The 12,879-nt window shown below is 70.3% G+C and carries 14 protein-coding genes; 7 read left to right on the top strand and 7 right to left on the bottom strand.

From position 1 onward, the window contains the following. Positions 1–37: 37 nt before the first annotated feature. The 4 genes from ABZT04_RS08925 (at position 38) to ABZT04_RS08910 (ending at position 5,169) form a co-directional block, all read left to right on the top strand. Entirely contained in the window at positions 38–1,495 is a 1,458-nt protein-coding gene (locus ABZT04_RS08925; protein WP_356054627.1) for an acyl-CoA synthetase, read from the top strand. 171 nt (positions 1,496–1,666) lie between these two features. Continuing rightward, positions 1,667–2,704, top strand: a complete 1,038-nt coding sequence (locus ABZT04_RS08920; protein WP_356054625.1) for a rod shape-determining protein — start codon at positions 1,667–1,669, stop codon at positions 2,702–2,704. Between the two features lies 1 nt (position 2,705). Continuing rightward, positions 2,706–4,109: a GAF domain-containing protein gene (locus ABZT04_RS08915; protein WP_356054623.1), complete on the top strand. Its 1,404-nt coding sequence runs from the start codon at positions 2,706–2,708 to the stop codon at positions 4,107–4,109. A 226-nt stretch (positions 4,110–4,335) separates the two neighbouring features. Further along, positions 4,336–5,169 (top strand): DUF1932 domain-containing protein, encoded by an 834-nt coding sequence (locus tag ABZT04_RS08910; RefSeq protein ID WP_356054620.1) that lies wholly within the window; start codon positions 4,336–4,338, stop codon positions 5,167–5,169. Between the two features lie 23 nt (positions 5,170–5,192). On the opposite strand, the gene ABZT04_RS08905 is transcribed toward ABZT04_RS08910, so the two are convergent. From ABZT04_RS08905 to ABZT04_RS08875, 7 genes are all read right to left on the bottom strand, one after another. Next, positions 5,193–5,729: a hypothetical protein gene (locus tag ABZT04_RS08905; RefSeq protein ID WP_356054618.1), complete on the bottom strand. Its 537-nt coding sequence runs from the start codon at positions 5,727–5,729 to the stop codon at positions 5,193–5,195. Positions 5,730–5,825: 96 nt separating this feature from the next. Next, on the bottom strand, positions 5,826–6,296 hold the full coding sequence (locus ABZT04_RS08900; RefSeq protein WP_356054616.1) for a hypothetical protein: 471 nt from the start codon (positions 6,294–6,296) through the stop codon (positions 5,826–5,828). 164 nt (positions 6,297–6,460) lie between these two features. After that, positions 6,461–6,670, bottom strand: coding sequence for a hypothetical protein (locus tag ABZT04_RS08895; protein ID WP_356054614.1), 210 nt, complete (start codon positions 6,668–6,670; stop codon positions 6,461–6,463). 755 nt (positions 6,671–7,425) lie between these two features. Continuing rightward, complete coding sequence (locus ABZT04_RS08890; protein WP_356055151.1) at positions 7,426–8,085, bottom strand: NAD(P)-binding domain-containing protein; 660 nt, start codon at positions 8,083–8,085, stop codon at positions 7,426–7,428. A gap of 81 nt (positions 8,086–8,166) precedes the next feature. After that, complete coding sequence (locus ABZT04_RS08885) at positions 8,167–9,102, bottom strand: SDR family oxidoreductase (protein WP_356055149.1); 936 nt, start codon at positions 9,100–9,102, stop codon at positions 8,167–8,169. A gap of 231 nt (positions 9,103–9,333) precedes the next feature. Beyond that, positions 9,334–9,957 carry an NAD(P)-binding domain-containing protein gene (locus tag ABZT04_RS08880; protein ID WP_356054612.1) on the bottom strand — a complete coding sequence of 208 codons (624 nt, stop codon included), beginning with the start codon at positions 9,955–9,957 and terminating at the stop codon, positions 9,334–9,336. A 181-nt stretch (positions 9,958–10,138) separates the two neighbouring features. Continuing rightward, the gene (locus tag ABZT04_RS08875) at positions 10,139–10,873 is read right to left on the bottom strand and encodes an SDR family oxidoreductase (RefSeq protein ID WP_356054610.1); all 735 of its coding nucleotides are present in this window, start codon (positions 10,871–10,873) and stop codon (positions 10,139–10,141) included. Between the two features lie 209 nt (positions 10,874–11,082). Between ABZT04_RS08875 and ABZT04_RS08870 the strand changes: the two genes are divergently transcribed. From ABZT04_RS08870 to ABZT04_RS08860, 3 genes are all read left to right on the top strand, one after another. Beyond that, positions 11,083–11,994: a LysR substrate-binding domain-containing protein gene (locus ABZT04_RS08870; RefSeq protein WP_356054608.1), complete on the top strand. Its 912-nt coding sequence runs from the start codon at positions 11,083–11,085 to the stop codon at positions 11,992–11,994. Positions 11,995–12,373: 379 nt separating this feature from the next. Then, positions 12,374–12,577, top strand: coding sequence for a hypothetical protein (locus ABZT04_RS08865; protein WP_356054606.1), 204 nt, complete (start codon positions 12,374–12,376; stop codon positions 12,575–12,577). A 30-nt stretch (positions 12,578–12,607) separates the two neighbouring features. After that, on the top strand, positions 12,608–12,769 hold the full coding sequence (locus tag ABZT04_RS08860; RefSeq protein ID WP_356054604.1) for a hypothetical protein: 162 nt from the start codon (positions 12,608–12,610) through the stop codon (positions 12,767–12,769). Positions 12,770–12,879: the final 110 nt, after the last annotated feature.

Here is a 12,879-nt window from a genome sequence, read left to right as displayed (position 1 = left end):
GGGGATCCGTGACCCCGACGGCTTAGGAGTGCGCCGCGTGTCCATCCTCTTTCCGGCCCTGGTGAATCCGGGCGAGCGGCCCGCGCTCAGGTTCGGTGACCGGTCCCTGACGTACGCGGAGCTGGGCGCGGCTGCGGACGTCCTCGCGGTGCGGTGCGCGGGCGCCGGCCGGGTCGCCGTGTGGGCCACCCCCTCGCTGGAGACGGCCGTCGCCGTGGTGGCGGCGCTCCGGGTCGGGGTGGCCGCGGTGCCACTCAATCCGAAGTCGGGCGACAAGGAACTGGGGCACATCCTGGCGGACAGCGCGCCGACGGTGGTACTGGCGGCTCCGGGCGACGAACTGCCTTCCGCGCTAGGTGAGTTGGAGCGCGTCGATGTCGAGGTGCGGGCGGTCGGGGGCGGCGCGGGCCGGGCCGTCTCCCCCGGCGACGAGGACCCCGCCCTCGTCGTCTACACCTCCGGCACCACCGGCCCGCCGAAGGGCGCCGTCATCCCGCGCCGGGCGCTCGCGGCGACGCTGGACGCGCTCGCCGACGCCTGGCAGTGGACCGGCGAGGACGTGCTCGTGCACGGGCTGCCGTTGTTCCATGTGCACGGTCTGGTGCTGGGCATCCTGGGCCCGCTGCGGCGCGGCGGCTCGGTACGGCACCTGGGCAGGTTCAGCACGGAGGGTGTGACGCGGGAGCTGAACGACGGGGCGACCATGCTGTTCGGCGTACCGACGATGTACCACCGCATCGCGGAGACCCTGCCCGACGACCCCGGGCTGGCCAAGGCCCTCGGCCGGGCCCGCCTGCTGGTCTCCGGCTCGGCGGCGCTGCCGGTCCACGACCACGAGCGGATCACGTCGGCGACCGGCCGCCGGGTGATCGAGCGCTACGGCATGACGGAGACCCTGATGAACACCAGTGTGCGGGCGGACGGTGAGCCGCGCGCCGGGACGGTGGGGGTCCCGTTGCCCGGTGTGGAGCTACGGCTCGTCGAGGAGGACGGCACCCCCCTCCCTTCGTACGACGGCGAGAGCGTGGGCGAGATCCAGGTGCGCGGGCCGAACCTCTTCACCGAGTACCTCAACCGGCCCGACGCGACGGCCGCCGCGTTCACCGCCGACGGCTGGTTCCGCACCGGAGACATGGCCGTACGTGACCCCGACGGTTATGTACGGATCGTCGGCCGGAAGGCCACCGACCTGATCAAGAGCGGGGGTTACAAGATCGGCGCGGGCGAGATCGAGAACGCGCTCCTGGAACACCCCGGGGTCCGCGAGGCCGCCGTCACCGGCGAAGCGGACCCCGACCTGGGCGAACGGATCGTGGCCTGGATCGTCCCGACGGATCCTCAATCCCCGCCACAACTAACGGAGTTGGCCGACCATGTGGCGGCACGCCTCGCCCCGCACAAGCGCCCCCGCGTCGTCCACCACCTCCCCACGCTCCCCCGCAACGACATGGGCAAGCTCCTGAAACGCTCCCTGGCCCAGGACCGAACCGAATGACCGCCACTTCCCTTTAGCCGTTCTTTAACTCCGACATTGCAGATAAATACCCCCATTCAGTCGCGCCCCACCCGGCCCACCACAAGACGCGCCCGCTCCCCCGCCCCCGCACGATGCGAAGGAGGCCCGCCGCCCGGCGACGCCCGGTCCGCGCTCTCGGGAGAACCTGCCATGACCGTCAGTCTGGAGCAGTTGCGACGCTGTCACTTCGCCGTCGACCTGGGCGCGGCCCGCACCCGCGTCTACGTCAAGGGCGCCGGGCTCATCGTCGACCAGCCGTCCGCCGCCGCCGTGAACACGCGGACCGGCGCGCTGATCGCCGTAGGAGAGTTCGCGGAGAAGATGACGGGCCGTACGCCCGACTACATCCGGGTGGTCCGGCCGGTCTCCGGCGGGACCGTCGTCGACATCGAGATGGCGCAGCGCATGTTGCGGCACCTGATCGGCGACAAGGTCCGCCGCGCGCTGCGCCGCAAGCCCCGGCTGCGGGCCGCCGCCTGCACCCCGCACGACGCCGACCCGCTGGCGCAGCGGGCCGCGATCGAGACGCTGGTCGGGCTCGGGGCGCGCCGGGTGGAACTGGTCGACACGCTCATCGCCGCGGCCGTCGGCTGCGGGCTCCCCGTCGAGCGGCCCGAGGCGACCATGATCATGGTGTGCGGGGCGGCCGCGACCCAGGTCGCCGTGCTCTCCCTGGGCTCCATCGTCACCGCCGAGCGCATCCCGGTGGGTGGCGAGGCCGTCGACCACGCGATCGTCCAACACCTGCGCCACGAGCACGAGTTGATGCTCCCGAGCCAGTCCGTACGTCCGCTCCAGCTCGCCCTGTCCGGCAACGGTCTCACCCCGCACGGCCCGGCCCTGACCGAGATCCACGGGCGGGACGTGGCGACCGGTCTTGCCCGTTCCGTGCAGGTCGACACCGCCGCCGTACGGGACGCGATCGAGACCCCGCTGACCGCGGTGCTGGACGGCATCGGCAGGGTGCTGCGCAACTGCCCGCCCGACCTGGTGGCCGACCTCGTCGACCGCGGGATCATGATGGTCGGCGGCAGCGCCCTGCTCCCCGGCCTCGACCAGATGCTGCGCGCGGCGACCGGGATGCCGGTGCACATCGCCGAGCGGCCGGACGTATGTGCCGTACAGGGCCTGGGCTACATGCTGGAGGGCAAGATCGAGCCGCTGGTCCTGGACCCGCTGGCGACCTGAGGTGAGCGAGCCCGTCCCCGCTCTCTCGCCGCTCCTCGAAGCCGTCCTGAGCGTGGGTTCCGAGCTCGAACTGCGCACCACGCTCCAGCACATCGTGGACGGCGCGGCCGAGCTGACCGGCGCACGGTACGCGGCGCTCGGCACCACGGACCCCGGCCAGGACGGGCTCACCGAGATCCGCACCGGTGCGGTCGCGCCCCCGTCCCCCGGCGCCCTCAGCGTGCCGATCCACGTCCAGGACGAGGCGTTCGGCCATCTCCACCTCGCCGGGAAACGGCACGACGCCCCCTTCACCGCCGAGGACGAACAACTCCTGCACGTCCTCGCCGCGCAGGCCGGCATCGCGATCGGCAACGCCCGCCTGTACGAGACGGCCCGGCAGCGCGAGCGCTGGATCGAGGGCGCGGCGGCCGTCACCACCGCGCTGCTCACCGGCGAGAGCGCGGCCGACGCGCTGATGACCGTCGCGGAGGGCGCCCGGGCGCTCGCCGACGCCGCCGCGGGCGTGATCCTCCAGCCCACCGAGGCGGGCGGCATGGAGATCGTCACCGCCTCCACCTTCGAGGACCCGGGCGACATCGTCGGTACGACCATCGCGCCCGGCAGCCCCGTCCTCGTCCAACTCCTGGGCGGCGAACCGGTGTTCATCGACGACTCGGCGACCGACCCGCGCATGACGACGCATGTACGGCACCGGTTCGGCCCCAGCATGATGCTGCCGCTCCAGGCGGACGGCCATCTCATCGGCACCCTCGCGCTCCCCCGCCGCCCGGCCGACCGCCCCTACACGGTCGTGGAGCGGTCGCTGGCGACGCAGTTCGCCTCGCAGGCCGCCCTCGCCCTGGTCCTCGCCGACGCCCAGCACCACCGCGAACGCCTCGCGGTCTACGAGGACCGCGACCGTATCGCCCGCGATCTGCACGACCTGGTGGTCCAACGCCTGTTCGCCACCGGCATGTTGCTGGAGTCCGCCCAGCGCAGGGGCGGCCCTGCCGACCCGGCCCATGAGGTCCTCGGTCGTGCCGTCGACGAACTCCAGTCGACGATCCAGGAGGTCCGCACGGCGATCTTCGCCCTGCAACAACCACCGGCCGAAGCACCAACCACCCTGCGCGGCAAGGTACTTCGGGAGACGGCGAGCGCGTCGGCCGCCCTGGGCTTCCAGCCCTCCACGCACTTCACCGGCCCGGTGGACACCCTCGTCCCCGACCAGGTGGCGGCCCAACTCCTCACCGCCCTGCGCCGCGCCCTCACCACCGCGTCCCGCCGCCCCGGCGCCTCCCGCCTGGAGATCACACTCGACGTGACGACCCCGCTGCCGGACGGCCGGGACGCCGTACGCCTGACGGTGTACGACGACGGCGGCGACACCGGCACGACGGTGGACTGGCGGTCGCCTCTGTGAGGGGCAGGGCCTCGTCAGTACGGCAGGAGTCGGCCCGAGGGCGTCCTGCGGTCGATGGTGTCGTCACGAGGCGTGGCGGGCCGGCGACTGACGCGAACACGGATCTGTCGGTTCATGGCGCCCTCCCGAGGCTCATAACTCCTATGCCCCTCTCCTATGCCCCACACTCTTCCTCTCGACGCTCAAGAACATCGGCGCTGTCACGGCACCCTCGTAACGTGGCCTCATGACCACCACGTTCACGCTTCTGCATCCCGGCGCCATGGGCGCGAAAGTCGGCGGCCAGGCGGCCCTTGCGGGTACCCGGGTTCTGTACGTCCCCACCGGCCGGAGCCCCGCCAGTCTCGAACGGGCCCGGCAGGCAGGCCTGGAGGCGGCCGAGTCCCTCGAATCCGCCCTGGCCGCAAGCGACTTCGTGCTGTCGGTCTGCCCGCCGCACGCGGCGGAGGACGTGGCGCACGAGGTCCTCGCGCACCCCTTCCGGGGCGTGTACGTCGAGGCCAACGCCATCAGCCCGGACCGCACCCGGCGTATCGCCGCGGCCTGCGCCGAGCGCGGGGTGCTCCTGGTCGACGGCTCGATTTTGGGCGGCCCACCAGGACCGGACAGCGCCCCGCGCCTCTATCTGAGCGGCGACGGGGAGGCGGTGGCCGGGGTGGCGGCGGTGTTCGAGGACACCCGGGTCCTGGCCCGCCCGCTCGACGCCGGGGTCGGCGCGGCCTCGGCGCTGAAGATGTCGTACGCCTCCTACCAGAAGTCGGCCCGCGTCCTGGCCGCCGTGTCGCACGCCCTGGCCGCGAGCCACGGAGTGGGCGCCGAACTGGCCTTGGAGGCAAGCGCGTTGACGTCCAACATCCTCGCGGAGACGGAGCAACTGCCGAGCGTCGCCGCCCGTGCGTGGCGGTGGGCACCGGAGTTGGAGGAGATCGCGGCCACCCTGCGCACGGCGGGACTGCCGCCGGACCTGGCGGAGGGAGCGGCAACGGTGCTGCGCCGCTGGACCGACGACAAGGACCGTTTCGACCTGCCGCTGGAGGAGGTGCTGGCCCACCTCCACTGAACTGGGCCTGTGCGCCGTCCGGTTCAACCCGCGGCGGTCAGCTTCTGCCCGGACGGGGTGACGGCATACCACATCCGGTCCTTGGCCTGCCCGTTGAGCTGACCCGCCGCCGTGTCGCCCACGTACCGGTACAACGGCCAGCCGCCGAGGGTGAGCTGCGTCTGACCGGACCGGTGGACCGTGCCGAGGAGACTCTTCTCAACTCCCGTGGTCTGTACGGAGTTCCGCACGATGACGGGGATCCAGGTCTTCGTGCACTCCCCGGAACACGTCCACTTGGACGGAGACGGCTCGTCCTTGTCGTAGCGGTAGAGGGTCATCCCCTTGTCGTCGGTCACCACATCACCCCCGCCCTTGACCGCCTCGGCCACGAGGCCGGTGGTCGCGCCCGACGGCGCGCTGCTCGCGGTGGCGGGTGTGGCGGGCACGGAGGTCGCGGGTACGGAGGTCACGGCTGCCGGTGCGGAAGAGGTGTTGTCCATCGAGCTGTCGCACGCCGCCAGCAGGAACGTGGCGGCGAGGCCCGCGGCCGAGAGGAGGACGATGCGCTGCTGGATCACGGAGCTTCCCTTCGCCGGGCGTACCACTTGCCCCTGTGGATACGTCGGGAGACTCCCGCCCTCTCACTCACCTGGGCCATATGGCGAAGCCTTGACTCAGGGCGCCGTGGTGGGCCCGATCCCGCGCAGTTCCCGCACGGTGCCGCCGAGCCGGGAGCGGAAGCCGTCCAGCAGCTCCGGCCGCGCGCTGACGACCCAGCGGGTGCCGACGAGGTACTTGCCGCCGTAGACGGCGGCGCTGTCGAGCCAGGTCACCTGGAACCGGTCCTCGGGGAACGTGGTGATCCGGTACTCGCCCCGCTTCGTCCGGCACACACCCTCGCGCAACTCCTCCGCGTCGATCCGGATCTCGGCCGTACAGCCGGTGAGCCCGGCGATCACCTCGACCTTCGCCGGCGCCACGACACCGGCTTCGGGCGCGGCGGTCACGGACGCGCGCTTGCGTTCCGCCGCGCCGTCGTCCTCGCCTCCGCCGCAGGCCACGGCCAGCGGGAGCAGGGCGAGGGCGGCGCCGTGGCGCAGGCGGGTTGTGGGGCGTCGGTGCGGCTGCTGTGTCTGGTCTGTCACGACAGGGGGTACGGGTGTGCCGTGACGGGCGTTCACCGGTGGAACCCCTGGCCTTGCACACCTCGTGCTCCAGCGGTACGGGGTCGAGCCCGAACGAGCGCGGCCCGGCGTGGAGGGTGGGATACCGGTAGCCGAGGTCCACGATCCGTACCCCTGGCACGCCGTCACAGCGTCGCCGCCCTCCCGATGTGCTGAGCGACGTCCGGGTGGGCGAGGTAGCGGTCGATGGCGTGCGGCTTGTCGCCGTTGTCGACCGCGATGTTCTGTACGTCTCCCCAGGCAGGGCGACCCAGCGAAGCGGACCGGGTCGGGAGGGGATGGCCCAGTGCGACGATGTCCTCGGGGTCGTGGGCCGTGAGCCAGTCGACGCCCATGGCGTGTGGGCCTGGGTGCCTCAGGTTTCGCTGGACGGCTGTGCGAGACGATGACCAGGGAACCGGTCGCCGGAACGCTCTCCCGTACGACGGCCAGGACCTGTTCGCGGCCACGCTTCAAGTAGACAGCGACATCGCGGAGGTGCTCGCTGATGTAGGACTGGTCGAAAGGGGTGTGCCGGGCCAGCGCCAGCAGCGCCTGGCGTGTGACGTTCCACGACAGCGTCCTGCGGCCCACGTCAGCCAGCAGTTGGTCCATGCTCTCCAGAGCCGTCTCACCTCTCCGCCCCGCCCTCGACTCGGTGCCCGACTCGCGTGTCATGTCATACAGGAGGCCTTGTCACCACCGACCAGGATCACGGCCTGGCGGTACGGGTCGAACACGAACAACGACCGCACCTCCGTGGCCCTGCCGAGCCCTTGATCGTGTCCACCAGCCGGCGGCCACGACAGTGCTGGCTCGACCACGACGAACTGCCAAGCCATGCACGCGCGCCCATCTGATCCCCGGCTCAGGAAGCGGGAGAACCGTCTTCCCCTGGACTTGCGTACCCGGGACCTGACCGCCGAGGTCCGCCAGGTCACCGACCTGCAAGCGGCCGCGCTCACGGGCGTCCGGTCCGCGAGCATGGCAGGACATGGCATCCGGCGGACCCGGACGGTAACGAGTTCTGCGTCATGGCCCCGCCCGGTGCCTCTCTACCGGACGGGCCCTGACACGGTCCGGCTGTACCGCGGCCCGCGCCAACTTACGGTTACCGCGTTGCGGCGGCCAGTGCCGCGCGGATGGCGTCCTCGTCGACCGGCCGACCCTTCTCGTCCGAGTACGGCCCATACGGGGTCCCCCACACCGGCGTGCCCGTCGCCTGCCGCCAGCTGTCGGCCAGCGGTCCCGCGTCCACCACGCCGTACCCGACGGATTCGATGAATTCGGTCACCGCCGCCTTCGCCGGCACGGAGTCCCCGGCGATCGGCAGGTACGAGCGGTCGGCCGCCCCCGCCGGGCGGGCGAGTGACAGCAGGTGCTTGAAGAAGATGTTGTTGAACGCTTTCACGAGCACGGCGTCCGGGATGTACCGCAGCAGCAGCTCGCTCGAAGTGAGCGACTCGCTGTCGAGCTCGGGGATGTGCCCGTCACGCTCGGGGCCGTAGTTGCACGTGTCGATGACCGTCTTCCCGGCCAGTGACGCGGCCGGCAGGTTGGGGAAGGCCTTGACCGGCACCGTGACCACGACGATGTCGCCGACCGCCGCGGCCTCCCCGCTCGTCGCCGCGGATGCCCGCGGCCCCAGGTCCGCGACCGTGTCCGCGAGCGTTTCGGGACGGCGCGAGTTGCTGAGCACGACCTGGTGCCCGGCCTCGATGGCGAGCCGCGCGACGGCACTGCCGATGTTGCCGCTTCCGATGAATCCCACAGTCGTCATATTTTCAGCGTCCTTCCAGAAGAGCCGAACCCCTGTCACGTGCCGGGCTCATTACGATTCGGGTCCCTGCCGTCAACCGGCGGAGAAGTAATGGCCGTTGTCCAGATCGGCGAGCAGGCCGAGCTCAGCGGGTTCCCAGCCGAGGGTCCGGCGGGTGATGAGGTTGGACGCCGGGTAGCTCTGCGTGACCACGTTCGCGAGGAACCCGAAGTATCCCGGCACCATCAGCACGTCCGCGGGAACACTCACGACGGGCAGGCCCAGACGGCTGCCCAAGGCCTCGGCAATCTCGCGGAACGGGATGCCCCCGTCTCCGACCGCGTGCCAGTACTTGCCGGCCGGCCCCTTCTCCAGCGCCAGGCGAAACACGGAGGCGACATCGCGGACGTGCACGGCGTTCCACAGGTTCGCGCCGTCTCCGGGGTAGCCGACGTAACCCTTCTCCTGCGCGAGCGCGATCAACTGCACGAGGAAGCCGGCACGATCGGTCGTGCTGTGCGCGATGTTGGCGATCCGCACGACCGAAGACCGCACTCCCCGCTCGGCGAGGCCGACCACGGCGGTTTCCACGACGTTGCGAACCCGTAGGGTGCCCCGGTACTCATCGCCGCCGGGAAGTGCCGGGTCCTCCTCGGTGGCCGGCCGGCCCAGATCCCCTGGCGAGCCTATGCTCCCCGCCGCGACCAGCGGCTTTCCGGTTCCCGCCAGTGCCTCGCCGTACGCGAGCATGATGGGGAGCTCCGCAGCGGCCACGGCGTCGATCCCGCCGGAGGGAAGCAGGTCCTGCCTGTGCGCGACGTGGATGACGCCGTCGGAGTCCGCGGCCGCCTCCTTGAGCCCGTCGAGATCCTCGAGGTCGCCGCGACGCACCTTCGCGCCGAGCGCGGACACCGCCGCCGCGGCCGTGTCCGACCGGGCAAGGCCGGTGACCTCATGTCCGGCGGCGATGAGCTCGGGGATGATGTACGAACCGGAATGGCCGGTCCCGCCCGTGACGAAAACACGCATACCGCTGTCCTTGTGAGAGTAGGTGGAGGGGCCGCTTCTCCCCGTGCCGCAGATCCACTGGCGTGATGTGGCGCGAGAAGTGGTGGTGCGGGTGCGCTCAGCCGAGAATGCCGGCGCCGAGGAAGAAGTCGGTGTGTTGACGGAGCGGGCAAAAGGCCCGGCTGTCCCCGCCCGGGTCAACCATGGTCAGGGCGCACGGCGCCCTGCTCGCCGGCTGCTCGGCCCCGGGGCTCAGCCGGTGAACTCGTGGACGCCGAGGGCGAAGTCCCCGTGGCCGACCCCGTTGCCGGCGAGACCCATCGTCACCACGCCCACTCCTTCCAGCCAGTGCGCCATTTTCAGGCCGCCGACGTCCAGCGGGCGCAGCCCGAGGCTTTCGATGAATGCCGCCACGCGGGCCTTGGCCTGCGCGTTGTCGCCGGCGATGAAGACGTTGGGCCGGCCCTTCTCCAGGACATTGCGGAAGATGGTGTTGAACGCCTTCACCACGCTGGCGCCGGCCGGGGCCACCTTGGCGACTTCCAGCGCGATCGAGGTCTCCTCGCTGTGGGCCAGTCCGTCGAACGTGGCGTTGAAGGGGTTGCTGATGTCGACGACGACCTTGCCCGCGAGGGCGTCTCCGTACTCGGCTACGACCGGAACGACACCGTCGTACAACAGGGCCGTGATGACGATGTCCCCTGCCGGGACGGCGCCCCAACTGCCCGTCGTAGCGCCGCCGCCCAGAGCCTTGGCCAGGTCATCGGCCTTGGACTGATCGCGTCCCATGACCTCGACGGTGTTGCCGCCCGCCACCGCGAGCGTGCCGATGGTACGGGCCATGTTCCCCGTACCGATGAGGGTGATGCTGCTCATGAGGTGCGCTCTCTTCCTGTTCTCGGGATGTCGCTCTGTCTCGCTCGTGCCGGGTCAGGCCGCAGGGCGTCGGCCGCGGCGTTCCGGGCCGACTGCCGTGCTTTTCCCGGCACCTCCGGCTCGTCGGCAAGCGAATTCGGCGTTCGCGTGGGGTGTGCCCGCGGCATTCCTGGTGTGTGGTTCAGATGGCGGTGGTGCCGCCGTCGGCGACCAGTTCCAGGCCGTTGACGTAGCTGGAGTCGTCGGAGGCGAGGAACAGGGCGACGGTGGCGATTTCTTCGGGGCGGCCCATCTCTCCGCGGGGGATGAGGGACTCGAATGCGGCCTTGGTCGCCTCGTCGAACAGTTCTTCCTGTTTGGCGGTGGAGACCTGGCCGGGGGTCAGGACGTTGACCCGGATCCTGCGGTCGCGCAGTTCGTTGAGCCAGACGCGGGCCCAGGCCTGCTGGACGGCTTTGCTTCCCGCGTAGAGGCTCCAGCCGGGGAAGGCGCCGAGGGAGGCGTTGGATCCGGTCATGAGGATCGAGCCGTTGTCGTTGATCAGCGGCAGCGCCTTCTGCACGGTGAACAGGGTGCCGCGCGCGTTGAGCCAGAAGGCGCGGTGGAACTGTTCCTCGGTGATCTCGCCGAGGACGGCGGGTTCGCCCGTCCCGGCGCTGGCCCACAGCACGTCGATCGAGCCCTTTTCCCGCTTGACGGTGTCGTACAAGCGGTCCAGGTCGTCCAGTTCGGCCGCGTCACCCTGGACGGCGGTGACGTTGCGGCCGATCAGCCTGACGGCGTCGTCCAGTGCTTCCTGCCGCCGGGCCTGAATGAAGACGTGCGCTCCTTCCTCGACGAACCGTTTGGCTCCGGCCAGTGCCATGCCGGTGGATCCGCCGGTGATCACCGCCACCTTGCCATCGAGCTTTCCCACGATCACTCCGTTGAATTAAATAGGTATCCGAAACAGCGTGCTCATTCTGGGCCTGGACCCTGCTGTCAAGTTTCGATGTCGAATTCTTGTGCCGAACTCAATTCGGCCCCGATAGGCACCTTTTCAGGTTGCCATTGACCTGAGTGCGTGTCCAAGACTTCTTTTGGCCGTGGTGATACCCTGAAGGCATCACCGGACTGGGAGACGTCATGGATCTGGACCTGCGCAAATTGCGTTACTTCGCCGCCGTGGCCGACCAGTTGCACTTCGGCCGCGCCGCCGAAGAGCTACATATCGCGCAGCCAGTGCTCAGCCGGCAGATCCGTGCACTCGAGCAGGATCTCGGCGCCTCGCTGTTCACCAGGGATCGCCACGGCGTAGAGCTGACCGACGCGGGCCGACAATTGCTGACCGACGCCGGTCCGCTCCTCGCCTCCGCCCACGCGGTCCGCCGCAGGGTGTCCGTGGCCGCCCGCGGCAGCCGGCGGCTGATGGTCGGTTTCCGGGCCGGCATCCCGGTCATCCCGGCGGCGCGGGCGTTCGAGGCCCAGCACCCGGACGTGGTCGTGGACGTGCAGCGGATCGAAGGGGACGACCAAGCCCCGATGCTGCTCGACGGCCGCATCGACGTCGGCTATGTGCGGCTGCCCATCGACGAGGCCGGCCTGCACGTCACCCCGCTGTACACCGAGCCGCGGGTGGCGGTGCTGCCCGTCGGCCACCGGTTGGCCGGCAAGGAGGAGGTCACCGAGGCAGACCTGACCGGCGAACCGCTGGTCTGGCACACCGACCCGAGCACACAGCCCACCAGGCGCCCGCACCCCAATGCCGGGTACCTGGTGCGCGGGGTGGACGAAACGCTCGAGCATGTCGCGGCCGGCCGGGGCATCTCGTTCCTGGCCCGTTCGGCGACCGTGTTCTACTCACATCCGAACATCGTCTATGTACCCATCCCGGATCTGGCGCCCGACCAGGTGTGCCTCGCGGTGGCGGCATCGCACACCTCGCCAGTGGTCGACGACTTCATCACCGCCGCTCAAGCGACGGCCGAGATCACGGCAGAATGCGGGAACTATGAAATGTGGCAGCTTGGAAGCAATTCCGTTTCAAAGCACGGTTGAGCAGTCCGACTGACTACAGCAGCGCCAACAGGGGGTACGCGGCGACAACAATAGCGAAGGAATTGAAAGTCGCCAAAGGCATTGACGATCAATTCCCCGAGACATTTCCACTCCTCGATCTCAATCTCAATCTCACCGAGGATGCGAATGATGGCCACCCCTGCGACCTGCCTGGTTGCGTCGTGAGCGCGAGTCCGTAGGTGTCGGAAGCAGACCGTGGGGCGGTTCATCGGTTCGCCGCCGGGCTGCGCCCGGACGACCAAGTGGCACTGGAGGCCACCAGCAGGGCAAGACCGGCAAGGTCGACGCCCGTAACCCGGCCCAGGTTCTGCCCGCTGACTTCCTACCGGGTACCTGGCCGCCGGACGAGCGGATCAGGATGCTGCAGCGCAGGTCCGCGCACCGAACTCAGCTCGTGCGCGGGCGGATCCGGGTGACGAGCCAGGTCCAGGCAGTGCTGCACCGCAACATGCTGGAGCGACCGCCGGTGACCGATCTCTTCGGCACTCGCAGCATGGCCTGGCTGGAGCATCAGACGCTGTCCGCCGACGAGCGGCAGACCGTGGGTGCCCTGATGCGGTAGCTCGACCTCTACGATGCCGAACTCGCCGAGGTGGAACGGCGGCCGGCCGCCGAGGCGTTGGACGACCCGGTCGCGCGGCGCTTGATGACCGTCCCCAGGGTCGCCGCGATGACCGCGGTCACCCTGCCGGCCGCGGACGGGGACTTCCACCGCTTCACCAACGCGGACGAGCTCGGTCCTCCCCCGACGTGAACCCGCGGGTGCGCCGGTCCGGCGGGACAACCCGCCCACCACGACCGGATCACGAAGGCTCGCCTGAGCGATCCCCGGCACGGTCCTGGCCGCCGCGTTTCCGCAAAGCA

The sequence above is a fragment of the Streptomyces sp. NPDC005492 genome, from assembly GCF_040605995.1.
Lineage (GTDB): Bacteria > Actinomycetota > Actinomycetes > Streptomycetales > Streptomycetaceae > Streptomyces.
Note: the sequence above shows the minus strand (reverse complement) of the source record. Positions and strands in the feature narration are given on the sequence as shown.

Coding starts and splice junctions, on each gene's coding strand:
- ABZT04_RS08880 (WP_356054612.1), bottom strand. CDS start 9,957: ATGAGCAGCATCACCCTCATCGGTACGGGGAACATGGCCCGTACCATC.
- ABZT04_RS08910 (WP_356054620.1), top strand. CDS start 4,336: ATGACCACCACGTTCACGCTTCTGCATCCCGGCGCCATGGGCGCGAAA.
- ABZT04_RS08865 (WP_356054606.1), top strand. CDS start 12,374: ATGCTGCAGCGCAGGTCCGCGCACCGAACTCAGCTCGTGCGCGGGCGG.
- ABZT04_RS08870 (WP_356054608.1), top strand. CDS start 11,083: ATGGATCTGGACCTGCGCAAATTGCGTTACTTCGCCGCCGTGGCCGAC.
- ABZT04_RS08895 (WP_356054614.1), bottom strand. CDS start 6,670: ATGGGCGTCGACTGGCTCACGGCCCACGACCCCGAGGACATCGTCGCA.
- ABZT04_RS08885 (WP_356055149.1), bottom strand. CDS start 9,102: ATGCGTGTTTTCGTCACGGGCGGGACCGGCCATTCCGGTTCGTACATC.
- ABZT04_RS08920 (WP_356054625.1), top strand. CDS start 1,667: ATGACCGTCAGTCTGGAGCAGTTGCGACGCTGTCACTTCGCCGTCGAC.